Source organism: Candidatus Thiodictyon syntrophicum (genome assembly GCF_002813775.1).
In the GTDB taxonomy this organism is placed as follows: domain Bacteria; phylum Pseudomonadota; class Gammaproteobacteria; order Chromatiales; family Chromatiaceae; genus Thiodictyon; species Thiodictyon syntrophicum.
Map to the genome: position 1 here is coordinate 2,951,962 of NZ_CP020370.1, position 22,520 is coordinate 2,974,481.

General features: G+C 68.7%; 24 protein-coding genes and 1 pseudogene. 6 read left to right on the plus strand and 19 right to left on the minus strand.

The window, feature by feature from the left end; genetic code table 11:
* Window positions 1–177 precede the first annotated feature (177 nt).
* The 5 genes and pseudogenes from THSYN_RS12440 to THSYN_RS12455 all read left to right on the plus strand — a co-directional run.
* Window positions 178–954, plus strand: a complete 777-nt coding sequence (locus tag THSYN_RS12440; RefSeq protein ID WP_100919433.1) for an enoyl-CoA hydratase/isomerase family protein — start codon at window positions 178–180, stop codon at window positions 952–954.
* Window positions 955–1,243: 289 nt separating this feature from the next.
* Window positions 1,244–1,495, plus strand: coding sequence for a hypothetical protein (locus tag THSYN_RS12445; RefSeq protein WP_100919434.1), 252 nt, complete (start codon window positions 1,244–1,246; stop codon window positions 1,493–1,495).
* 120 nt (window positions 1,496–1,615) lie between these two features.
* Complete coding sequence (locus tag THSYN_RS35885) at window positions 1,616–1,756, plus strand: hypothetical protein (RefSeq protein ID WP_236848877.1); 141 nt, start codon at window positions 1,616–1,618, stop codon at window positions 1,754–1,756.
* A 182-nt stretch (window positions 1,757–1,938) separates the two neighbouring features.
* Window positions 1,939–2,268 (plus strand): hypothetical protein, encoded by a 330-nt coding sequence (locus tag THSYN_RS35890; protein ID WP_236848878.1) that lies wholly within the window; start codon window positions 1,939–1,941, stop codon window positions 2,266–2,268.
* Between the two features lie 70 nt (window positions 2,269–2,338).
* Window positions 2,339–2,500, plus strand: a pseudogene (locus tag THSYN_RS12455) (PD-(D/E)XK nuclease domain-containing protein); the annotation flags it as partial.
* Window positions 2,501–2,525: 25 nt separating this feature from the next.
* On the opposite strand, the gene THSYN_RS12460 reads toward THSYN_RS12455, so the two are convergent.
* Together THSYN_RS12460 and THSYN_RS12465 are read right to left on the minus strand one after the other, a co-directional pair.
* Entirely contained in the window at window positions 2,526–3,869 is a 1,344-nt protein-coding gene (locus tag THSYN_RS12460; RefSeq protein WP_100919435.1) for a HAMP domain-containing sensor histidine kinase, read from the minus strand.
* Between the two features lie 5 nt (window positions 3,870–3,874).
* Window positions 3,875–4,570 carry a response regulator transcription factor gene (locus tag THSYN_RS12465; RefSeq protein WP_100919436.1) on the minus strand — a complete coding sequence of 232 codons (696 nt, stop codon included), beginning with the start codon at window positions 4,568–4,570 and terminating at the stop codon, window positions 3,875–3,877.
* 199 nt (window positions 4,571–4,769) lie between these two features.
* On the opposite strand from THSYN_RS12465, the gene THSYN_RS12470 reads away from it, so the two are divergent.
* Complete coding sequence (locus tag THSYN_RS12470) at window positions 4,770–5,759, plus strand: PepSY-associated TM helix domain-containing protein (RefSeq protein WP_157817628.1); 990 nt, start codon at window positions 4,770–4,772, stop codon at window positions 5,757–5,759.
* A 278-nt stretch (window positions 5,760–6,037) separates the two neighbouring features.
* On the opposite strand, the gene THSYN_RS12475 is transcribed toward THSYN_RS12470, so the two are convergent.
* From THSYN_RS12475 to THSYN_RS12555, 17 genes are all read right to left on the minus strand, one after another.
* Window positions 6,038–7,630 (minus strand): AAA family ATPase, encoded by a 1,593-nt coding sequence (locus THSYN_RS12475; protein ID WP_100919438.1) that lies wholly within the window; start codon window positions 7,628–7,630, stop codon window positions 6,038–6,040.
* Window positions 7,631–7,648: 18 nt separating this feature from the next.
* Complete coding sequence (locus tag THSYN_RS12480; protein ID WP_216644742.1) at window positions 7,649–7,888, minus strand: DUF2997 domain-containing protein; 240 nt, start codon at window positions 7,886–7,888, stop codon at window positions 7,649–7,651.
* Window positions 7,885–8,187, minus strand: a complete 303-nt coding sequence (locus tag THSYN_RS12485) for a type II toxin-antitoxin system RelE/ParE family toxin (protein ID WP_157817629.1) — start codon at window positions 8,185–8,187, stop codon at window positions 7,885–7,887. The genes THSYN_RS12480 and THSYN_RS12485 overlap by 4 nt, the downstream gene beginning before the upstream one ends.
* Entirely contained in the window at window positions 8,180–8,410 is a 231-nt protein-coding gene (locus tag THSYN_RS12490) for an addiction module protein (RefSeq protein WP_100919440.1), read from the minus strand. The genes THSYN_RS12485 and THSYN_RS12490 overlap by 8 nt, the downstream gene beginning before the upstream one ends.
* Before the next feature lie 237 nt (window positions 8,411–8,647).
* Window positions 8,648–9,463, minus strand: a complete 816-nt coding sequence (locus THSYN_RS12495) for a formylglycine-generating enzyme family protein (protein WP_100919441.1) — start codon at window positions 9,461–9,463, stop codon at window positions 8,648–8,650.
* Between the two features lie 175 nt (window positions 9,464–9,638).
* Window positions 9,639–10,034 carry a DUF1257 domain-containing protein gene (locus THSYN_RS12500; protein ID WP_100919442.1) on the minus strand — a complete coding sequence of 132 codons (396 nt, stop codon included), beginning with the start codon at window positions 10,032–10,034 and terminating at the stop codon, window positions 9,639–9,641.
* Between the two features lie 258 nt (window positions 10,035–10,292).
* Window positions 10,293–12,626 carry a protein kinase domain-containing protein gene (locus THSYN_RS12505; protein WP_100919443.1) on the minus strand — a complete coding sequence of 778 codons (2,334 nt, stop codon included), beginning with the start codon at window positions 12,624–12,626 and terminating at the stop codon, window positions 10,293–10,295.
* Window positions 12,623–12,847 (minus strand): helix-turn-helix domain-containing protein, encoded by a 225-nt coding sequence (locus THSYN_RS12510; protein WP_100919444.1) that lies wholly within the window; start codon window positions 12,845–12,847, stop codon window positions 12,623–12,625. Before THSYN_RS12510 ends, THSYN_RS12505 begins: the two co-directional genes overlap by 4 nt.
* Before the next feature lie 64 nt (window positions 12,848–12,911).
* Window positions 12,912–13,733: a formylglycine-generating enzyme family protein gene (locus THSYN_RS12515; protein ID WP_100919445.1), complete on the minus strand. Its 822-nt coding sequence runs from the start codon at window positions 13,731–13,733 to the stop codon at window positions 12,912–12,914.
* 79 nt (window positions 13,734–13,812) lie between these two features.
* Window positions 13,813–15,384, minus strand: coding sequence for an AAA family ATPase (locus THSYN_RS12520; protein WP_100919446.1), 1,572 nt, complete (start codon window positions 15,382–15,384; stop codon window positions 13,813–13,815).
* Window positions 15,381–16,058: a 4Fe-4S single cluster domain-containing protein gene (locus tag THSYN_RS33780; RefSeq protein ID WP_157817630.1), complete on the minus strand. Its 678-nt coding sequence runs from the start codon at window positions 16,056–16,058 to the stop codon at window positions 15,381–15,383. Before THSYN_RS33780 ends, THSYN_RS12520 begins: the two co-directional genes overlap by 4 nt.
* 106 nt (window positions 16,059–16,164) lie before the next feature.
* On the minus strand, window positions 16,165–17,634 hold the full coding sequence (locus tag THSYN_RS12530; RefSeq protein WP_100919447.1) for an Hsp70 family protein: 1,470 nt from the start codon (window positions 17,632–17,634) through the stop codon (window positions 16,165–16,167).
* 279 nt (window positions 17,635–17,913) lie between these two features.
* Window positions 17,914–18,471: a nucleotide exchange factor GrpE gene (locus THSYN_RS12535; RefSeq protein WP_100919448.1), complete on the minus strand. Its 558-nt coding sequence runs from the start codon at window positions 18,469–18,471 to the stop codon at window positions 17,914–17,916.
* Between the two features lie 399 nt (window positions 18,472–18,870).
* Window positions 18,871–19,668 carry a formylglycine-generating enzyme family protein gene (locus THSYN_RS12540; RefSeq protein WP_100919449.1) on the minus strand — a complete coding sequence of 266 codons (798 nt, stop codon included), beginning with the start codon at window positions 19,666–19,668 and terminating at the stop codon, window positions 18,871–18,873.
* A 178-nt stretch (window positions 19,669–19,846) separates the two neighbouring features.
* Complete coding sequence (locus THSYN_RS12545; RefSeq protein WP_100919450.1) at window positions 19,847–20,833, minus strand: RNA-directed DNA polymerase; 987 nt, start codon at window positions 20,831–20,833, stop codon at window positions 19,847–19,849.
* Window positions 20,830–21,345, minus strand: a complete 516-nt coding sequence (locus THSYN_RS12550) for an HRDC domain-containing protein (RefSeq protein WP_157817631.1) — start codon at window positions 21,343–21,345, stop codon at window positions 20,830–20,832. The genes THSYN_RS12545 and THSYN_RS12550 overlap by 4 nt, the downstream gene beginning before the upstream one ends.
* Before the next feature lie 358 nt (window positions 21,346–21,703).
* The gene (locus tag THSYN_RS12555) at window positions 21,704–22,519 is read right to left on the minus strand and encodes a formylglycine-generating enzyme family protein (protein ID WP_100919452.1); all 816 of its coding nucleotides are present in this window, start codon (window positions 22,517–22,519) and stop codon (window positions 21,704–21,706) included.
* Window position 22,520 lies beyond the last annotated feature (1 nt).

The following is a 22,520-nucleotide window of genomic DNA, read 5'->3' on the forward strand; positions in this document are numbered from 1 at the left end:
AGAGTAGTTATCCACAGATGCACACAGATGAACACAGATAATTCATTGACTTACACCTGGCCGGGGACTTACCCTGCCGGTGATTGTGACAATAGCAATAAGCCCATGACAATTTGAAGAAAACCTGTGTTCATTTGTGTTCATCTGTGGATTTAGTATTCCCGGAAATCTAAGGTCATGACGATCCAATGCGAAACCCAGGCCCCGGTGGCCCGTGTCACGCTCGACGCGCCGGCCAGGCAAAACGCCTTGAGCGTCGACATGTGGCAGCGTCTGCGCCAGACCTTCGAGGACCTGGCCGGGCGCGACGACATCCACTGCATTGTGCTGCGCGGCGCCGGCGGCAACTTTGCCGCGGGTGCCGACATCACCGAATTTCCCCAGCAGCGCTTCGATCTCGCCTCCGGACGCCGCTACCACCTGGAGGTGATCGAGCCGGCGCTGCGGGCCGTCCGCGAGGCCCCGCAACCGGTCATCGCCGCCATCGAGGGCAGTTGTGTGGGCGGCGGGCTGGAGATCGCCGGCGTCTGCGACCTGCGCCTGGCCGCGCCCGGGAGTCGGCTCGGCGCGCCGGTGGGCAAGCTCGGCTTCCCGCTCGCCTTGCCGGAACTGGTGCCGCTGGTGCGACTGGTCGGCATCGCGCTCGCCTCCGACCTGCTGCTGACCGGCCGCCTGCTGGACGCCCACGAGGCCCTGGCCGCCGGCCTGGTGCAGCGCGTGTCCGCCGCCGACGGGCTGGATGCGCTGATCGATGAGGTGGTACGGGCCCTCTTGGCGGGTTCACCGCTCGCGGCACGCCTGAACAAGCGCAACCTGCGGATGCTGGCCGATCAGGGCGGACAATACAGCGCGGCGCAACTGGACGACAGTTTCGGCTTTTTCAGTTCGGACGACTATACCGAGGGGCTGAATGCATTCCTCGCGCACCGCAAGCCGCGGTTTCGCGGGCGCTGAACGCGTCCTGCAGACCGGCAGGGTCAGCGAGACGGCCGCTCGCGTCCGACCGCGGGCATCGTAGCACCAGCGATCGGTCGAGACTGTCACGGGTGCGGTCCCGTGAAATTCTGGTCTTCAACCCCGGCCAGCCACTACAATCCACCCAACCGGCCCCAGGCCAACGGCCAGCCGTAGGGTCCGCTGCGCGGACCGAGCCCGCGCGCGGCCCTCAGGCTCGCGCGGTAAGACACCGCACCGCGATCTGGATGTACTCAAGCCCGCCGCGGCCTTCGGCGCCTCCCGGCACTTGAGCGACGCCTTGGGCGAGGCCCTGGCCCTCGTCCCGGAGAAGCGACCGCAGACGGTGCGGGGGTTTCAGGCGCGGTTGTGGGGGGTTGGGACGGCGCCGGCCCCCGCGACGGCCGCGACCTGGACCGAGCCCAAGACCGGGATGGACTTCGTGCGGGTGCCGGGGGACAGTTTCCAGATGGAGTCCAAGGCTTCAGCCTTGGTGCGCCCCTCCAAGGCTGAAGCCTTGGACTCCAGCGCCTTGGGCTGACAGCGGTTGCTTGCCGAGGCGCGGCGCCTGGGAACGGGAGACTCTTGCGCGATGTTCCAGGGCATGATGGCCTCCTTATGTCTCTTTGTTGCGTCCATTCGCTCGCGCGACCATCCATCCATGAACACGACGACCCCCTGGCACCGCCTGCTCGGCATGGTCCTGACCGACCTCTTCACCGGTCGCCCCTGGCGGGTGGAACTGGAACAAGAGCTGGCGCTCAAGAGCCAGCGCCTCGATATCCTCATCATCGAGCGATAGTCGGGCGAGGCCACCAGTACCCAAGCGCAGGACCTCGCCGGTCTGCCCGACGGTCTGGAGACCCTGGCCGCACACAACCTGCTGACCTACAAATCGCACCATGAGGCACTCGATATCTGGGCGCTGGAGGAACTGACGGGGCACTATGTCACCTATCGGAACGCGGAACACTCGGACAACTGTTGCAACATCATCTAACCACTGCCTATCGCCTGGAGGTGCCTGACATGGCCTACACCGTCGATGACTTCATGCGTGATACCTACGAACTGATTGCCCGTGACCTGGCCGCGTTGACCCCCCAACTGCGCGCTGCGGCGCTCGCACACTTGGACGTGGAGGAGCGTCTGGCTGGGCTGACGCCTGAGGAGCGCCTGCGTGGGCTGGCACCCGAGGAGCGACTGCGCGGTCTTGATCTGGAGGAGCGTCTGCGCGGCCTCGATCCGGAGGATCGCCTACGCGGGCTCGACCCCGAGTTGATCAAGGCTTGGCTCAAGCGCTCGGATCACTGAGGCCAGGGCCCGGTGGCAGGTTCCAGGTGCCCCGTATAGGAAGAGAATCCAACTGGGCTATCCGAATCTGGAGGTGGTCGAGTCGGAACCCGCGGGACGCGCACTGCAACAGATCAAGGAGCGGGGCTATGTCGACAAATACCGGGCGGCGGGCCAGCCCATCCATCTGATCGGGATCGAGTTCAGCCGGGAGAGCCGCACCCTGGTCGGCTTCGAGGTCGAGACGCTATGAAACCCTTCCTATCTGTTCCTGGCAGTCAGCCGCAAGCGACCCCCGGCATCACGATCTCCACCGTCAAGCCGCCCCCCGGCCGATTGCGGGCGCGAATAGTCCCCCCATGCGCCTCAATGGCCCGCCGGGCGATGGCCAGCCCCAGACCGAAGCCGGCGGTCGGGGTCCTGGTCTCGCTGCGGAAGAAGGGCTCGAAAATGGCTTCCAGGTCCCCCTCGGGAACACCGGGTCCGCGGTCGGAGACGCTCACCAGCAGCCGCTCGGGTGCCCCGTTGGGATCGGGGCGCCGCGCGATCTGCACCTCGACCCTGCTCCCGACCGCGGTGAACTTGACCGCATTGCGGACCACATTCTCCAGGGCGCGGTGCAGGAGCTCGACGTTGGCGGTGACCGGTGCCTCGCCCGTGCCGACGAACCCGACCTCGCGCCCGCACGGCTGCGCCTCGAACCGGGCGTCGCGCGCGACCTCCCGCACCAGTTCGACCAGGTCGATCTCCTCGTCCGCGACCCTCGCCATCCCGGCCTGCATCCGCGCCAGGGTCAGGATCTCACCGACCAGTTGATCGAGCCGCCCCGCTTCGCGCTCGATGCGATCGAGCGTCTCGGCGAGCCGTTCCGGCCGCTGCCGCGCCAGGCCGATGGCGGCCTCCAGCCGCGCCAGGGGCGAGCGCAGTTCATGGGAGACATCGTGCAGCAACCGCCGCTGGGAGTTGACCAGGGTCTGCAACTGCCCGGCCATGCGATCGAAATCGCGCCCGAGGTCGGCGATCTCATCGCGCCGTCGCCCCATGCGCGCGCCGATGCGCGTGTCGAGCCGGCCCGCCGCCGCGGCGTCGAAGGCGCCGCGCAGGTGGCGGATCGGGGTCGACAGATACCAGGCGAGCCAGGCGCTGAAGGCGAGGCTCGCCAGGACGGCGACGCCGATCAGCAGCAACAGCGGCATGTGATGGAGCGGCTCGCGACCATCGGTCGGCAGGAATACCAGATAGTCGCGCCCCGCCATCCGTTCCACCCGGGCAATGCGCGGTTCCTGGCCCTCCTGCGCCAGCCGGTGGGCCTGCGTCAGCAGGTCCGGGGGGACGCCGCGCCCCAGCAATTCATGCCCGGCATCATCGACGACATAGACCTGCGCGCCGACGTGCAGGGCGCGTGATTCCTCCAGGAAACCGCGCAGCGCCGCGCTGCCGCCGTGCTGGAAGACCTGCGCCGCCGCCGCCACCAGAAAGGCGGTGCGGGGTCCGCCCGCCAGGTCCTGCCCGCGCTCGATGAGCGCCTGCTGGTGGAGCAGGAACAGGGTCGCCGCGCCCAGGCCGGCCGCGAGCAGGGCCAACCAGAAGGCGAAAAAGAACTTCCAGAACAGACGGCCCATGGACGCTACTCCCGGACCAACTGGTAGCCCAGGCCGCGCACCGTCTGGATCGGCGAACGCCCCTCGGCATCGAGTCCGAGCTTGTGCCGGATGCTGCTCAGGTGCACGTCGATGCCGCGGTCATAACGGGCCAGCGGACGGCCCAGGGCCTGCTGCGAGAGTTCCTGTTTGCTCACCACCCGGCCGGCATTGCGCACCAGCACCTCCAGCAGATTGAACTCGGTACTGGTGAGTTCGAGCGGTTGGCCCTGCCACTCCAGGCTGCGCCGCTCCGGCCACAGGGTCAGTGCCCCGGCCGTCAGCGGTCCGCAAGACGCGCCGTCGGGTTCCTGCACCTGGGTGCGCCGCAAGATGGCCCGGATGCGCGCGACCAGTTCACGCGGGGTGCAGGGTTTGGGCACATAGTCGTCGGCGCCGAGTTCGAGTCCGACGATGCGGTCCACGTCGTCACCCCGCGCCGTGAGCATCAGCACCGGCAGGCGGCGGTCCTGCGCCCGGATGCGGCGCAGCGCCTCGATGCCGTTGCAGCCCGGCATCATCACGTCCAGCACGACGATCGCATAGGCGCCCGACAGGGCCGCACGCACACCGGTCTCGCCATCCTGCACGGCCGTGGCCGCGAAACCCTCCTGGTCGAGATACTCGGTCAGCATCTCGCCCAGTTCGCGGTCATCATCGACCAATAAGACCTTCGTCATCATCGCCACCCGCCGCACTTGTCATGGGAGTCGACCATCATCGCGCCCCGCGCCTGAAAGCCAAGGGCATTAACCGCTTCTTTCAAATCTTTACCTGTCTTTACACCAGACTGACCCAGGTTAACGCGGACCCCGGCTAAGGTAACGGCAGTCCTGCTGCACCGGCAGGAACGACTGTTCAACCATGCCGAGGACCTCGAACATGTTTTTGAAACAACTCAAGCGCCCGCTCCTGGTCGCTCACCGCTGGCTGGCCCTGATCCTGGCCCCCGTCTTCCTGCTCATCCTGCTGTCCGGGGCCATCCTCGCCTTCAAGCCGATCCTGGGTACCGACGGCGCCGCGCAGTCCACCCCCCGGGTCAGCGTCGGCGCGCTCGCCGCGGCGCTCGATGCCATCGATCCGGCCGGGCGGGCGGCCGCGGTCAGTCTCTCGGCCGACGGGCGCTCGATCGACCTGAAGTCCAAAGACCCTGCCGTGGCGGGCACCTATGATGTCGCAACGCGGACTGCCGCCGCGGGCCAGGGCTTTGACCTGTTCGCCTTTGCGCTCAATCTTCACAAGAATCTGCTGATCGGTGCCGGCTTGCTGGTCGAAATCGCCACCTATGCCATGGTCGCACTCCTGCTCGCCGGACTCGCGTTTGGTCTGCCCAGGCTGCGCAACACGCTCGGGGGCTGGCACCGCGGCCTGGGGTGGTTCGCGTTCCCGCTGCTCGCGCTGCTGCCGGTCACCGGACTGCTGATGACGCTGCACGTCGGTAAGCCGGCAGTCCCCGCCCTCACAGCCGGTGAACCTATCTCCCTGGCGCAGGCGATCAAGGCGGTGCCGCTGCCGGCTGACGGTCAGATCGTCATGGCACGGCGCTTTCAGGCGGGCAGCGCCATGGTCAAGACGGCCTCACCCGCGGGCGAGTTGGTCCATGTGGTCCAATCCAACGGCCAGGTCGCGCTCACCGGGTCGCCGGGTTGGGTGGACGCGGTGCACGAAGGCACCTGGGCGGGCGCCTGGTCAGGCGTGCTGAATCTGGTGTCCGCCCTGCTTCTGATGGGATTGACCGTCACGGGACTCTATTCCTGGCTGCGCCGCCGACCGTGGGCGCGTCGGGCCGGTCGGGTTGCGACCGCAGGGCGGCCCCAGGCGTCTCCTCGGAAGGCGGCCGTCGACCCGAGGCTCACTCCGGTCGCGCAGTGACGCCGCCTTGCCCCCCTCTGGAGGCTCACTGCAATTGAGTTAAGGCGCGCTCGCCGACCACGTCCCCTCTGCCTGGAGTCCAAGGCTTCAGCCTTGGCGCGCTCCAAGGCTAACGGCCATGGCGCCCGCGCCACCCCGAAAGATGAAAGTGCGGGCGCCATGGCCGTTCCCTCTCCCCGGCCCTCCCCCAGCGGGGGAGGGAGACTTGGAGCGCGCTCCCGGCGCGATTTTCGCGGTAAGCCTTGGACTCCAGGCGGCGAAGGCCGCACAGCGCCCCGCTACAAATCCACCATCCGCGCCCGGCGCCCGGCAACGGTGTCGCTTGGGACCGGCGGCTCGTCGGCCGCGGCCTCCGCGGCCTGGCGGCAGTTGGTCTGCGCCCACTGGCGCAGCGCCGCAACCTCCCGCGCCCGGGAGCGGGCCAGCGGGATGATCTCGCCGGCGGACTTCAGCAGATGCTCGGTGCGCAACTCCTGCCCCGGGTCCGCATACGCCTCGTAGAGTGCGTTGATGACCAGTTCTTCCAGCTCCGCCCCGCTGAAGCCCTCGGTGGCGCGGACGACACCGGCGAGGTCGTAGTCGGTGGGTACGCGCTTGCGCCGACCCAGGTGGATCATCAGGATCTCGGCGCGGTTGCGCGCGGTGGGCAGGTCCACAAAAAAGATCTCATCCAGGCGGCCCTTGCGCAGCAGTTCGGGCGGAAGCTGGGAGATGTCGTTGGCGGTGGCCACCACGAACACCGGCTGGGTCTTCTCCTCCATCCAGGTCAGCAGGGTACCGAAGACCCGGGTGCTGACCCCGCTGTCGCCGCTGCCGCCGATTCCGGACAGGCCCTTCTCCAACTCGTCGATCCACAACACGCAGGGGGCCACCCCCTCGGCCACCGCCAGCGCCTTGCGCATACGCTCCTCGGACTCGCCCACCAGCCCGGCAAAGACCCGGCCCAGGTCGAATTTCAGGAGCGGCTTCTGCCACTCCGCCGCCACCGCCTTGGCGCAGAGGCTCTTGCCGCAGCCCGGCACCCCCACCAACATGACCCCGCGCGGGTTGGGCAGGCCGAAGTCGCGCGCCTTCTGCGAGAAGCCCTCGTTGCGCTGGCGCAGCCAGGTCTTGAGGTTACCCAGGCCGCCGATGCCGCCGAAGTCCTCCACCGCCGCCGTGTATTCCAGTATCCCGGACTTGCGGATGATCTGTTCCTTCTCCTCCAGGATGGATTTCACGTCGGCCCCGGTCAGTCCCTGCTGGCTGACGATCGCCTTGGCCAGGGCATTCTCCGCCTCCGAGCGCGTGAGTCCCTGGCACGCCTTGACGATGGCGTCCGTGGCGTCCTCGGTCAGGCTCAAAGTCACCGTCGGGTTATCGCGCACCTGCTCCACCAGACGCTTGAGCACCTCGCGATACTCGTCCTCGGTGGGCAGCGGCAGGTCCACCACCGTCACGTCTTTTTGCAGCTCGGTCGGAATCGCCAGCAGCGGGGAGAGCCACAGCAGGGTGCGCGGCGAGCCCTTGAGTTCCGGCACCAGGTCGCGCAGCAGCCGGATCAGGAGCGCGGCGTCCGGGGCGTTGTCCTTGAGATACGGGTGAAAGTCCTTGAACAGGAACAGCGCCCCCTCCTGGTACCCGGCGACGAAGGCCAGAGCGCGCTCGGGCCGGCGGGTATCCTCCTTGGTCGCCGGGCGCCCCTGCGGGTCCACGAAGCCGCGCGAGACCGACCACACGAAGAGCTTGCGCGGGCGCTTCCACATCTCCTTCTGGCGCAGCAGTTCGTCGACCAGTTCCAGGGCGCGGTCCTCCTCGCTGGAGACGATGGTGACGATGGGATAACCGGCGCGGATATAGGTCGCGAGGTCCTTGACGAAGGCCTTGGCCATGGTGGGGCTCCCGTCGGGCTAGAGGGTCACGCCTTCGGTCTCCTGGACCAGGACCCGCTCGGGCTCCCGCTCATAGTCGGCGGTCAGCTCGCGCGCCTGGACCGTGCCGAGCGCCTGTTCCATCGCCTTGGTGAAGTCCAGGCAGTTACCCCCCTCGCCGCCCTCCACGCGGATCTCGGTGCGACCGTCGCGCTTGATGGTGATTCTCATCTTTTTCATCGGCATGGGGTCTGTCTCCTCGATGGTCTCTGCGTTCATGGGGCGGCCAATCGCCCGCCCCAATAATCCGGCCGGCGGCTCCCGTGCGCGACCGCCAGGATCAGGACGCCGTCGTCTTCGATCGCATAAACGAGTGCGTACGGAAAAGTGTGCACGCCTCGCTTGCGCACCCCGGGGCGGATTTCGGGTGCGAGCAATGGACATTCGGCGATCCGGGCGGCGGTGCGACGGACCTCGCGTAGCAGGCGCCGACCCAGCCCCTTGGCGCGAAGCTCCAGGAAGCCCAGCGCCTCGTACAGCTCAGCCTCGGCAGCCTCGTGGTAACGGACCTCAATCACCCAGCAGTCGCTCCGCCTGGGCGTACACATCATCCGCCGACCGCGCCCGGGCCGAGCCGTTGCGGTAGGCGGCGAGCCGTCGCTCCACCTCCTCGCCCCAGAGCCCGTCCCACTCGTGCTCGTCCAAGTCGTCCAGGCTCGCCAGGAGTCGTTCGGCCAGTACCGCCCGGTCTTCGACCGGCAAGCGGAGTGCGGTCTTCAAGACATCTTCAACGATGACCATGGATTCCTCTCTCGTAGCGTCTTCTCGTGATGCAGCTAATGATAAGGCCGGACATCCGCGGCCGTCTTGACCTCTCTCCCCATACCCTCCCCTGAGAGGGGTATGAAGTACGAACGCACAGGTCAGCGCCAGGCCGCGTGCTCGCCGCGCCGCCTCGCCTACCGGCGGGCGGCCCGGCGGCACGCGGGCCACCGCCCCCCTTGTGGGGGATGGGTGGGGGATGAGCGGGTAGGGTGTTCATGAAGGCAAGGACGGGGAAGCTGGCCTCACGAGACGAAACCCCAGGTAGTTGAAGCGGTCGCGCGGGTCGTTCCAGCCGCGGCACGCACCCCGGCACCCCTTCTCGGGCGCGACGTGCCACCAGCTCCCGCCGCGGTACACCCGGCCCCAGCCTCCCTCCGGCCCCCGGGGGTCACGCACCGGTGACTTGCCGTAGTAGTCGCTACCGTACCAGTCCGCGCACCATTCCCAGACGTTGCCGCTCTGGTTGTAGGTCCCGTAGCCGCAGACCCCGCCCGGATAGCCGGACACCGGACAGGTCGTCTCGTTGCCCTTGTTCTCGTCGTGCCGGCACCGGCGCGCGTCCCACGCGTTGCCCCACGGATAGATCAGCCCGGCAGGTCCCCGCGCTGCCTTCTCCCACTGCGCCTCGCTCGGCAACGCGCCGCCCGCCCAGTTCGCATAGGCCACCGCGTCGTCCCAGGAGACGCACACCACCGGGTGCTCGGCCTTCTCCGGCGGGAAACTCTGCCCCGACCAGATTGCTTGGCCAAGATAGTCCTCGTCCGGCACCCGATGGCCGGTCGCCTCGACGAACCGCAGGTACTGCGCATTGGTCACCGCATAGACCCCGATCCAGTAGGCCGTCAGATGCACCCGATGCTTAAGGTAATTAAGGTAATCCGTGTCCCGCCCGTCGCCCATCTCAAACTCACCCGCCGGCACATAGACCATGACCGAACCGTCCCGGACGTTGACCGCCAGCGGCGGCGGGCAGCCGTCGTCCAGCCATTCGCGGGTGCCGTAGCGCGTTGTTTGGATGTCTGTCGCCATGTCAGATCCTCAGTTCAGGTGGGATGTCCTCGCCCTCTCCCCCGGCCCCCTCCCCCACGGGGGGAGGGGAATCACAGGGTCGATACCCCCACGGACGGTTCCTCCTTCTCCCCCTCCCCCGCCGGGGGAGGGGGCCGGGGGGAGAGGGGAGAGGGAGAGAGGGGGAGAGACTGCATCAGAATCGCTCGCACACCAGGATCTCGATCTCCCCATTCTCCAGCACCCGCTCCTCCTCGATGATGAGCCCCTGTTCCAGCACCTGCTGCTTGACCGCGAGGTGCGCATAGGTGCGGTTCAGTTCCTGGGCAAAGCTCTCCTCACGCAGCGTAGTGTTGCCGCGCACCCCCCACCAGTCGGCGCAGAGGGCGAAGGTCGCGTCGGGTTGGCGTTGGAAGCCGATGTCGTATTGGCTGCCGGTGTCGATGACGACCTGGCCGTACTCGGTGTTGCCCTGGTAGCCGCGGATCGGGACGCGCTCCCCGGCCTGGTAGCGGTGGTGCAACTGGCGCAGGGTGTCCTCCAGCAGGATTTGGTCGCGGATGACCGTCTGGACGCGGGTGAAATGGGACATGGGTTGGGCCTCCGGCGGCGATGTTCGTAGGTTGTTGGTTGGGGTTGGGGTTTTTCCCGCGGGCTCGGCGCCCACTTTCCCCCTCTCCCCCGGCCCCTCCCCCCAGGGGGAGGGGAGAAGGAGACCGAGAGCGCGGCGAGAACGCCCTCTTCCTCCCCCTCCCCCCGAGGGGAGCGGAAAAGGAGGTGCGTGGCGGGGATGGCCTCTTCCCCCCCTCCCCCCGAGGGGGAGGGGGCCGGGGGGAGAGGGCGCAGAGTGCTACGCCGCCCTTGCATTGCCCGCCGCCCACTGTTGCAGGTACTCAAGCTCCCCCGCCCGCGCCTTCGAGAGCGGTGGCGACTCGGCCAGGGCTGCGCGGATGTCGCCATCGGTCAACTCCCGCGCGTCCTCGGCAAAGGCCCGATAGAGCCCGGCGACCACGGCCGCCTCGATCTCAGCGCCGGAGTAGCCCGCGCTCGCCGCCGCCAAGGCGGGGAGGTCGAAGCCGACCGGGTCGCGCTGGCGGCGGGCGAGGTGGATGCGGAAGATCCCCGCCCGCTCGTCGGCCCCCGGCAGACCGACGAAGAAAACCTCATCGAAGCGTCCCTTGCGGGTGAACTCCGGCGGCAGGCGCTGGATGTCGTTGGCGGTGGCGGCGACGAAGACCGCCGCCTGGCGGTCCTCCAGCCAGGTCAGGAAGGTGCCGAAGAGCCGCTTGGCCACGCCGCTGTCGCGCGCCTGACCCAGCCCGCTGAAGGCCTTCTCCAGTTCGTCGATCCACAGGATGCAGGGGCTCACCGCCTCGGCGGTGTGCAGGGCGCGGCGCAACCGTCCCTCGGACTCGCCGAGCAGGGAGGCGTAGACCCGGCCCAAATCCAGGCGCAGCAGGGGCACCTGCCAGTCCGCCGCCAGGGCCTTGGCGGTCAGGCTCTTGCCGCAGCCCGGCACCCCCACCAGCACCACCCCGCGCGGCGGCCGCAGCCCGAAGCGCCGGCCGGCGGGGTCGAAGGCCTGGCGGCGCTTGCCGAACCAGGTCTTGAGCCCGGTCAGCCCGCCGACATCGCCGAAGCCCACCGTCGGTCGGCAGAACTCCAGCACCCCCTCCTTGCGCACCGTCTGCTCCTTGTCCGCCAGCACCGCCTCGGCCACGCTGGCGTCCAGTGCACCGCGGCTCAGGATGCCGCGGCGCAGCACCCGCTCGGCTTCGCGCCCGGTGAGCCCGAGCAGCGCCCGCGCCAGGGTCTCCTTGAGTGCTCCCTCGGGTTCAGGGCAGCCGGCGTCCGCGGCGGTGTCCTCCACCAGCCGCTCCAGCTCCGGCAGCTCCGGCGGCGGGTAGAAGAGCAGGGTGGCGTCGGCCGCCAGCTCCTCCGGGATCACCGGCGAGGGGCCGACGAAGACCAGGCTCTTGCGGGCGCGCTTCACCGTCCAGATGGCATCGCGGATCAGGCGCACGACCACCGGGGTGAAGTGCCGGTGCATGTCCAGGAACACATAGATCGCCTCGTCCGGACCGCGGAAGACGTGCTCCAGCGCCAGCAGCGGATCGCCGTGCGACTGGGAGCCGCCCGACCCGCCCACCGGCTGGCCGTCGCGGTCGCACAGCCCGGTGGTCGCGCTCCAGACGAACAGCTCGATCGGGCGCCGCTCGGCCATCGCCTCGCGCACCCGCCGCAGCGAGGCGAGCGCCCGCTCCTCCTCGTAGGTCTGGAGACAGACCAGCGGGAAATGGGCGCGCAGGTGGACCTCGATCTGCCCCTCCACATGGTTGATCAGGGCGCCGTGACGCTGGGCGGCGCGGAGATCCGCGAGCAGCTCTGCGGCGCTCTGATAGCGCCGTTCCGGCTCCTTCTCCAGCACCTTGGCGATCACCCGGGCCAGGCGCGGGTCGAAGGCGTCGGTGGCGAGCGGCGTCAGGTCCGGCGGATCGTAGAGGATCTGGCGCACCAGGCTGCCCTCGTCCCGGCCCGGGAAGGGCAGGGTGTTGGTCAGCAGTTGATAGAAGGTCACCCCCAGGCCCCACAGGTCCGCGTTGAGCCCGGCAGCGCCGGAGAACTGCTCCGGGGCCATGTAGGCGACCGATCCAACCCGGGTCGCCGCGCGGTACTGGGAGTGGGCCATCAGCCGCGCCAGGCCGAAGTCCAGGATCTTCACGGTCCCGTCCGGACGCCGCATCAGGTTGGCGGGCTTGATGTCGCGGTGGATGGCGAGCCCGGCGTGGGCATAGTCCAGGGCCGCGCCGGCCTGGCGGACGATCTCGATCGCCTCCTCCAGGGGCAGCGGGCCGCGCTGGGCCAGCACGGTGCTGAGCGGCTCACCCTCCACCAGTTCCATGACCGCGAACAGCACGCCGTCGGACTCCGCCAGGCCTAGCTCCTGGACGATATTCGGATGGTTCAGGGTACGCACCACCCGCAGCTCGTTGCGCAGCAGTTCGCGCGCCTCCTCGTCCTGGGCGTGGGGCACGCATACCGCCACCTGCTCCGGCCAGCCGTTGGCGGCCTGGTTGAGGTTGCGGGCGGCGTAGACGGTCTTGAAGCCGCCGCGCCCCAAGGGCCGTTCGATCAGGAAATCGCCCAGGCGCTCGCCGGGGCGCACGCTGCCGTCTGCGCTCATGGGTGTTCACCCCCAGGTTTCTTCGCGGGCCGGCGGGAGGACTCGGTGAGCTTGCGCCGATCCTCCAGCCAGGCGTCGATGTCGGCCTTACGGAAGCGCCAGGCCGAGCCGATCTTGATGCCGGGGATGGTTCCCTTCTGGGCGTAGCCGTAGAGGGTCTTTTCGGCGATCTTGAGATAGACGGAGAGGTCTTGGAGGGTGAGGATTTCTTCTTCGGTCATTGGTTGCTAGCTCTGGAAGCCACTCTCTCCCGATCCCTGTGCTTAGGGATGGCGGAGTCGGTGTTCATGAAGAACAGGAGAGCGAAGCGCTCTTCGCGATACGAAAACCAAGCGAGAAAACGCGACCATCGCTTTGGCACTGCCCGAAACGAGTCGCGCCCCGGAAATCTAATTCATCTAAGTGCTCAAAACTCCCGCCACGGATCACACGTACGGAGCCTGTCTCCGGCCCTGTTGGGTCGCGCTCTGGGGAGTTACCGTAATAGCCGTCTTCCCGCCAATCCGCGCACCACTCCCAGATGTTGCCACTCTGGTTGTAAGTCCCGTAACTGGATACCCCGCCAGGATGGTCGTATGCTTGACAGGTGGTCTCGCCACCTTTGTTTTGGAGGTGTCGGCATTTGTTTGCGTCCCAGTCCCGGCCCCAGGGATAAATCAAGCCCTCACGCCCCCGTGCCGCCTTTTCCCACTGCGCTTCCGTGGGCAACTCGCAACCAGCCCACTTTGCATAGGCCTGCGCGTCATCCCAGGAAATGCCGACTACCGGGTGATCGGCCTTCGCTGCCGGGAAGCTGCGACCGACCCAGATCGGATCTCCCCTATCTGTTCGATCCGGCGCCCGATGCCCGGTCGCTTCCACGAATCTGAGATACTGCACATTGGTCACAGGATAAACCCCGATCCAGAAGTCCGAAAGATAAACGCGATGTTTGGGACAGCCACTTCCGACCCCCCCGCCGGAATCCTGATCGTCTCCCATCTCAAACTCCCCTTCGGGGACATAGACCAAAATCGAGCCATCCCTCTGATTGACCGCGAGCGGGTGCTCAATAACATATTGGCCGGGCGCGTGCTCCCGGATGATCTTTAATGGCTTGATAAGCATGATTGCGCTGCTGGCCTCTCCCCATTAGCACCAGCTATCGATTATCTACTCTCAGTCCCTATACGATTCGGGGAGCAGGCTAGAGATCCAACAACCGCTCCCCCCGCACCTTCTCCACCTTCACCTCATCCGCCGCCCCGACCTTGGAGGCATTGCGCGCCTCCCCGCGCAGGACCAACTGGCGCAGCCGCTCGATGCGCTCGCGGTGCGACTTGGCCAGCGGCACCATGTCGCCGGCGGCGCGCAGCAGGTCCTCGGTCTCGATCTCGCGCTGGCCGTCCATGAAGGGGGCGAACATGCCGTCCTTGACCACGGCCTCCAGCTCGGCGCCGACGAAGCCCTCGGTGGCGCGGGCGATGGCCGGCAGGTCGAAACGGCTGCGCACCATCGGCAGGCCCTTGCGGTTCAAGTGCACCTCCAGGATCTGCTCGCGCTCCCGCCCCGTGGGCAGGTCGAGGAAGAACAGCTCGTCAAAGCGCCCCTTGCGCAGGAACTCGGGCGGCAGGCGCTCCACGTCGTTGGCGGTGGCGAAGACGAAAACCGGGGTCTGCTTCTCCTGCATCCAGGTGAGGAAGGTGCCCAGCACCCGGCTGGAGGTGCCGCTGTCACCGGCGGAGCCGGCGAAGGCCTTCTCGATCTCGTCGACCCAGAGCACGCAGGGGGCGATGACCTCGGCGATCTGCATCGCCTCGCGGATGTTCTTCTCCGAGGACCCCAGGATGCCGCCGAATACCGCACCCATGTCCAGGCGCAGCAGCGGCAGCTTCCACATCCCGGCGGCAACCTTGGCGCACAGGCTCTTACCGGTGCCGGGGATGCCGATCAGGGCCACACCGCGCGGCAGGTCCAGGCCGTAGTCGCGCGCCGCCTCGCTGAAGGCGAGCCGCCGCTTGGCCAGCCAGTCCTTGAGCGATTCCAGGCCGCCGATGCGGTCCTCCTGTTCAACGAAGGGATAGAGTTCCAGGGCGCCGCTCTCCCGGATGATGGCGCGCTTCTCCTCGACGATCAGGTCGATGCAGCGCTCGTCGAGCCGCCCGCCGCGGCCACTGACCACCGCCTTCTGGAAGACCCGCCGCGCCTGGGTGCTGGTGAGGCCGAGCGCCGCCTCCACCAGCTTGGCACGCAGCCCCGGTGTGACCTGGCGCAGGGCGCCGACGTCGCCGACGGTGCGCTCCAGCAGGGCGTCCATCTCCGCCGCGTCGGGCTTAGCCAGTTCCAGGACGGGCAGGTCGTGTTTCAGCTCCGCCGGCAGGCAATGCTCCGGGGTGGTGATGAGGATGCTCTTGCGCGGGCTGCGCGCCGGCAGGCTGGCGGCCAGGTTGCGCAGGCCGCGCAGGGTCCCGCGCTTGGCCTCCCACACCTGATGGAAGTCCTTCAGCACGAAGGTCGCCCCGCCGGGGTAGTCGCGCAGCATCCGCAGGATGGTGTCCGGGGTCGCCTCGCGCTTGTCGTCGAAGGGCACCTTGGCGGGCTTGAGGCAGGTGAACTGGTCGGCGATATCCCAGGTGTAGAGCCCCTCGTCCGCCGGCCAGCCGGGACCGCGGCACAGGGCCTCGATCTCGGCGAGCACGCGCGCCTCCTCGGTGGTGACCACGTTGACGATGGCGATGCGGGCGTCGAAGTGGAGTTTCAGGTCTTCTGCGAAAGTCATCTGGTTGTCCTCATGAAAGCACTTTGCTGCCGGCTTCTCCCCTCTCCCCCGGCCCCTCCCCCTCGGGGGGAGGGGAGGAAGATGGCCGCGGGTCTCCCCCTCCCCCCGAGGGGGAGGGGGTCGGGGGGAGAGGGGGAGAGGGGAAATCCGGTCACGGTCATAGCCCCATCGGCCCCGATCCGAAACTCCGTGCGCCGCGGCCCCAACTCAGCGTGCCGATAGCGCCCGGTCAGGAAGATCAGTTCCTGATTGGCGCTCGCCAGCAGCGGGTGGCGGATCGGGGACTCCTGCCGGTAGGGTCCGGCCACCAGCAGGTCGGCGGCGGCGAGCAACCGGCGGGTGTCGGCGTCCGTGTCCGTGCGCAGGGCCGCGGCGGTGTGGCCGGTAAAGATCAGCACGCCCTTGCCCGCCGCCCGGACCCGCTCGGCCAGGTCAGCCAAGGGCGCGGCCTGGGCGAAGGGCTCGCCGCCGGAGAGACTCAGGCCCTCGGTGTCCGGCGCGGCCAAGACCCAGTCGGCAACCGCGACGACCGGCACCACCCGGCCGCCGTCGCAGGGCAGAAACGCCGGGTTGAAGCAACCGGGGCAGCGTTGCGGGCAGCCCTGCACCCACAGCACCGAGCGCAGGCCGGGGCCGTTGGCGCGGGAGCGGGGGAGGTAGGCGGCGACCCGCACCCTCTCCCCCGGCCCCTCCCCCAAGGGGGGAGGGGGGAAAGAGGCGCGGAGCTCGCTGCGGGCGCCTCCCCCTCCCCCCGAGGGGGAGGGGGCCGGGGGGAGAGGGTTAGAGCGCGACAAACGGCACCTCCTTGATCGGCAACTCCAGCCGTTCCCCGCTCGACAACTGCACATAGGAGCGGTTGCCTGGCTCCAGGTCCTTGAGCGACAGGGTGAGCCGTTTGTTGGCGTCCACCCCGAAGCCGGCCACCAGGCGCCGGGCGCCGACGGTGCCGGGCGGGTCCAGGTGGATGAACTCGCGGTCCCCGGGGTTGAGCTCGCGCAGGGCGATGTCCTCGCGGCGCTGGGTGCCGACCGCCTTGAGGGCGCCGCCGTCCACCTCATAGAGCGTCTCGGGGCGCAGCATCGCGGAACGTTCCACCACCACCAGGCCGAGGCGGGTGGCGCCCTCGCAGGCGGCGTTGACGAACAGGGCCTTGGTCGCCTTCTCGGTCGGGTAGCGGGTGCCCTTGGGCACCACCGGGACCAGCACATAGTCCTTGCGCTCGCGGTCCCAACTCGACAGGCAGTAGTCATGCACCAGGGCCAGGTTGATGTCCTCCCCGGCATAGCGGCAGGCGCCGCGGGCGATGGCCTCGAAGGGGTCCTCGCAATGGACCGGGCAGTCCGGGAACAGGTTGCGCAGCACCCCGGCCACGCCGAGCAACAGGCTGGAGCCGCCGGCCATGAACACCGCCCGGACCTCGGACTTCTTGATGCCGTAGCGCTCCTGGGCGCCCTCCAGCGCGCGCTCCAGGGTGCGGGCGATCAGCCGGTAGAGGCTGAGCCCCCGCAACTCCGGGCGGTCGGTCTCCAGGGTCCGGCGCAGCCCGTCGGCGGTGAAGTCGTGGCCGATCAGGCGCGCGGTGAGATCATTGAACTGGGTGACCTCCACTCGCGCCTCGTCGCCGGACAGGCGCACCTTGGCGTCCTCGATGGCGTGCAGCAGGGCCGTGCCCACGTCGGCCACGTCCTGGTCGCTCAGGTCTTGGGCCTGTTGCAGTTCCTTGAGCAGCCACTGGTCCACCAGCGAGCCGCCAATCTCCTCCCCGGCGCGCGCCAGGACCTCGCAGGGGCGGGTCTCCCCGGCCCCCAGGTCGCGGGTCTTTATGAGCGACACGTCCAGGGTACCGCCGCCGAAGTCGAAGACCACATAGACCTGCCCCTCGCGCACATGGGTGTCGTAGCCCAGGATGCAGGCGGTGGCCTCATCCAGCATCCGCACCGTACCGCGAAAGCTCTGGAGCACCGCCCCCTGGAGCCAGTCCACATAGGTGTCGTAGGACTCCACCGGCAGGGTCACCACCAGCTCCTCGCCGCCCCCGCCCGCCGCCAGCAGGACCTGGCCGATCAGGTCCTCCGCCGCCTGGCGCGGGGTGACGAGCGAGCCGTTGATGCGCCGCGCCCGATTGTTGTTGCGCAGGATGTCGAGCTTGGCCCAGCGGAAGGTCCCGCGGTGGCTCACGAGCCCCGCGTTCTCCACCTGGGCGCCGGTGCGCAGGGTGTTGCCCTCGCCGTAATGGATGAGCGAAGGCACTACGGCCGATTCCCTCTCCCCCCGACCCCCTCCCCCAAAGGGGGAGGGGGAGGAAGCTTCCCCCCTCCCCCTGAGGGGGAGGGGCCGGGGGAGAGGGCGCTTCTCCCCTCCCCCCATGGGGGAGGGGTCAGGGGAGAGGCCCGGCCGGTACCGATAGGTCTTCGTCAACCCATCCAGCCGCACCGTCTCCACACTGCGCGTCGCCGCGTTCCAGCGTGCCAGCACCGTGTTGCAGGTGCCGAAGTCCAGGGCCATGGTCATGCTGTCGTTCCTCCGGGTTCAGGCCGCGTCCGCCGGTTCCGCCGGGGCCCCGGCGCGGCTGACCAGCGCCTTGAGCAGAATGGTCTCGCCCAGGCGATAGCCGACGAAGCGCACCGTCACCGCCGCGTCGTCCGCCACGTCCGCGCCGCTCAGGCGCTGGTGCAGGCGGGTGTCGAAAGGCACCTGCTCTCCGACGGTGCCGATGCGGGTGAGCCCGGCCTCGGCCAGGACCGACTCGACCTTGCCGAAGAGCTTGAGGATGTCCGGCACCCGCACCTCCCGGCCGTCCGCGGCCAGGGCCTGGATGGTGGCGAGTTGGGACAGCAGGGGGGCCAGGTGGCGCGCCAGGTCGCCAAGGCCGGCCGCCGCCGCGCCGGCGCGCTCGCGCTCGGCCTGACCGCCCAGGCGCTCGTACTCGGCGCGCACGCGATTCAGTTCCGCGTCGCGCTCGCGCAGATCCAGTTCCAGGGCGGCGATGCGGGCGCGCGGGTCGCCGGGGTCGCGCACGGGTGCGCCGCGCAGGGCCTGCCAGGCGGCACTGAGGCGGGAGGGCCAGTGGTTCGTTGGTGCTGTCATGGTGTTGTCCTCAGTGGTGAACGATCATTCGCCCTCTCCCCCCGGCCCCCTCCCCCTCGGGGGAGGGGGGGAAGAGGATCCGCCTGCGCGGCCACTCTCCCACCGTCTTCTCCCTCCCCCATGGGGGAGCGGCTGGGGGAGAGGCTCTTCATCCTTCGCCCCTCCCCCCGCGGGGGAGGGGTCGGGGGAGAGGTCCGTCCTCCCCTCTCGCTAATACACTTTATGTGTGTATCAAAAAAAATCGCCGCGGGCCCCACCTCCTGCGCAGCGCCGCGTGCTCGCCCGGTCGCCTCGCCTACCGGCGGGCGACCGGGCGGCACGCTACCCACCCCGCGAGCACTCGCCTTTCTTTCCCACACGGATGGGGGGACGGTGTGTGGGCAAGAGGGGGTGGGGGGGTCATGAAGGCAGGGACGGGGAAGCTGGCCTCACGAGCCGAAACCCCCGGGCGGCGTTGCGGTAACCCGGCCCCCACCTGTAGCGGAACGCGCCCCGAAAGTACACGGGGGCGCCGGACCCCCAACTCCCGCCTCGGCGCACCCGGAGCGAGCCTCCCTCCGGCCCCCGGGGGTCACGCGCCACCGACTTGCCGTAATAGTCCCTGTCGTACCAGTCCGCACACCATTCCCAGACGTTGCCGCTCTGGTTGCAGGTGCCGTAGCCCGAGACCCCGCCCGGGTAGCCGGACACTGGACAGGTCGTCTCGTTGCCCTTGTTATTGTCGTTGCGGCACCGGCCCGCATCCCAGTCGTTGCCCCAGGGATAAATCAGCCCCTTGGAACCACGCGCCGCCTTCTCCCACTGCGCCTCCGTCGGCAACGCGCAACCGGCCCACTTCGCATAGGCGGTCGCGTCGTCCCAGGAGACGCACACCACCGGGTGATCGGCCTTCTCCGGCGGGAAACTCCGCCCCGACCAGATCGCCCGCCCACCGTCGGCCTGGTCCGGCACCCGATGCCCGGTCGCCTCAACGAATCGCAGATATTGCGCATTGGTCACCGCATAGACCCCAATCCAGTAGGCAGAAAGCGTCACCCGGTGCTTGGGGCAATCCGTGTCCTTCCCATCGCCCATCGCGAACTCACCCTCAGGGACATAAACCATGACCGAGCCGTCCTGGGCATTGACCGCCAGCGGATGCTCGATGCGATACCGCCCCTTGCCCAGTTCGCGCAGGATTCCGCCGCCGTCAGACATCGCTGATGCTCCTTGATTAAAGTTGGCCATGGGGCGCCCGCTCGCGCGCTCGCCCTCTCCCCCGGCCCCTCCCCCTCGGGGGGAGGGGAGAAAGAGGGTTCAGGTGCGCCGGGGGGGGGCTTCCCCCCCTCCCCCCGAGGGGGAGGGGGCCGGGGGGAGAGGGGGGAGAGGGCGGCCGTCACACATCAATGGTGCTCCGCAACGGTTCGCCATAACCCAGGAACTTCCGCGGCCCAGCCAGGGCGCGCACGCAGTCCTGGAGCTTGTCGGCCCCGATCTCACCCGCCAGGTATTGCGCCTCGCGTCGCACAAGCAGGCGCCGCTGCCGACGCAGACGCGGCCCCTGCTGGCGCAGCAGCCCCGGATAGACCCGCCAGCCGAGAAAGGGCATCCCCTCGCCGACCGGGGCGATGAGCGTGCGCTCCTCCTTCAATTCCAGGGCCAGTCGCGCGGCCAGCAGGGCGCGCAGATCGGCCGCCAGGGCGAAGAGGCGCTCCTTGTCGTGGGCCCACAGGGCCAGGTCGTCCATGTAACGCACGTAGCCCGGGATGCGCTCGACCTCCCTGACCCAGTGGTCCACCTCGTCCAGATAGAGGTTGGCGAACCACTGGCTGGTGAGGTTGCCGATGGGCAGGCCCTTGCCGGGGATGGGGTGCTCCACGATCACGGCCAACAGGCGACGCAGCGCCGGCTCGCGGCACAAGGCGTAGAGCTTGGCCAGCAGGATGACGTGGTCGATAGAGTCGTAGTAACGGCGGATGTCGGTCTTGAGATACCAGCCGTGACGGCGGGCGAAGCCTTGGGCGCGCAACAGGGCGCGGTGGCTGCCCTTACCTTCCCGGCAGGCATAGTTGTCGGCGATCAGGCGCCGCTCGATGAGTGGCGCCAGGACGGCGCAGACGGCATGGTGCACCACCCGGTCGCGAAAGTGGGCGCAACTGATGCGCCGGGGTTTGGGGTCGCAGATGGAAAACTGCTCGTAGGGGCGCGGGCGGTAGGTGCCGGCGGCGAGTTCTTCGCGCAGGCGCGGGAGCGCGGTCGCGCGCTCGGCCAGCAGGCGCTGCACCGGGGCGCGCTCGCGCTTGCCGCGGGCGGCGCGCTCCAGCGCGGCGTCGAGGTTCGCGGGATCAAGGATGCGCTCGAACAGGCCGCCATAGGACTTCATCGTCTGGGCTCCGCGGGCCCGGCCGGCGGGGCTGCGGCGGGCGCCGGGGCGGGCGCGGCCGGCGCCTCCTTCGGCAGCAGGGCGAGCAGCGCCGCGCCGTATTTGGTGCAGGTCGCCTCACCGATACCGTCGATCTCGCGCAGGGCCGCCAGGGTGCGCGGCAGGCGCTTGCAGATCTCGGCCAACTGGGTGTTGCGCAGGATGGTGTAGGAGGGGATGCCGGCCTTCTTGGCGGTCTCGTTGCGCCATTCCCGCAGGTCGCGATAGAGCGGGCGCAGGGCCTCGGGCAGGGTCAGGCCGGGGTCGTCTTCCGGGCGCGACGGTGGCCGCTGGCCGTTGCCGGGACCGTCGGCCAGCATCACGACCAGGGCCAGGTGGGGAATGCCGCCGAGCACGAAGAAATGCTCGCGCACCTCCAGCACCTCGTGCCCGGCGGTGGCCGCGCGCAGGGCGTCCTCCGGGAAACCCTGGAGGCCCTCGCTATAGCGGAGTGTGACGACACGGATGTTCATAACTCTTTTACCTGTGCAATCGAATCCGGCCCCTCTCCCCCCGACCCCCTCCCCCGAAGGGGGAGGGGGAGGGCACACCCTTGCCCCCGACACTTCCTCCTTGGGCGTCCATCTTCTCCCCTCCCCCCGAGGGGGAGGGGCCGGGGGAGAGGGCGCCTTCATCTCTTGAACAAACACATATTGTGTATAGAAAAAAAATCGCCGCGGGCCCCACCTCCCGCGCAGCGCCGCGTGCTCGCCCGGTCGCCTCGCCTACCGGCGGGCAACCGGGCGGCACGCTACCCACCCCGCGAGCACTCGCCTTTCTCTCCCGCACGAATGGGGGGACGGTGTGTGGGGAAGAGGGGGGGTGGGATGTTCATGAAGGCGGGGGTGGGGAAGCTGGCCTCACGAGCCGAAACCCCTGGCGGCCGTAGCGGTAACCCGGCTCCCTCCAGTTGCGGTTCGCGCCCCGAAAGTACACGGGGTCGTCGTACCACCAACTCCCGCCTCGGTCCACCCGGCGCGAGCCTCCCTCCGGCCCCCGGGGGTCACGCGCCGGCGACTTGCCGTAGTAACCGCCGCCGTACCAGTCCGCGCACCATTCCCAGACGTTCCCGCCCTGGTTATAGGTCCCATAGCCCGACACCCCGCCCGGGTAGCCGGACACCGGACAGGTCGTCTCGTTGCCCTTGTTCTTGTCGTTGCGGCACCGGCTCGCATCCCAGTCGTTGCCCCAGGGATAGATCAGCCCGCCAGGCCCCCGCGCTGCCTTCTCCCACTGCGCCTCCGTCGGCAACGCACCGCCCGCCCACTTGGCATAGGCAGTCGCGTCGTCCCAGGAGACGCACACCACCGGGTGATCGGCCTTCTCCGGCGGGAAGCTTCGGCCTTTCCACACCGGGTTACCATAATCGGCCTTATCCGGCGCCCGATGCTTGGTCGCCTCCACGAACCGGAGATACTGCGCATTGGTCACGCAGTACACCCCGATCCAGTAGGCCGACAGATGCACTTTATGCTTGGGGCAATCGTTGCCCTGCCCGTCACCCATCTCGAACTCGCCCGCCGGGACATAGATCATCGGTGAGCCGTCCTTGCGATTGACGGCGAGGCGCTGCGAGAGTCCTTCAAATTGGATCGCCCGCGCCAGGTCAATGGCTTTGGGGATGCTGTCGGTCTTTGTTGCCGTCATG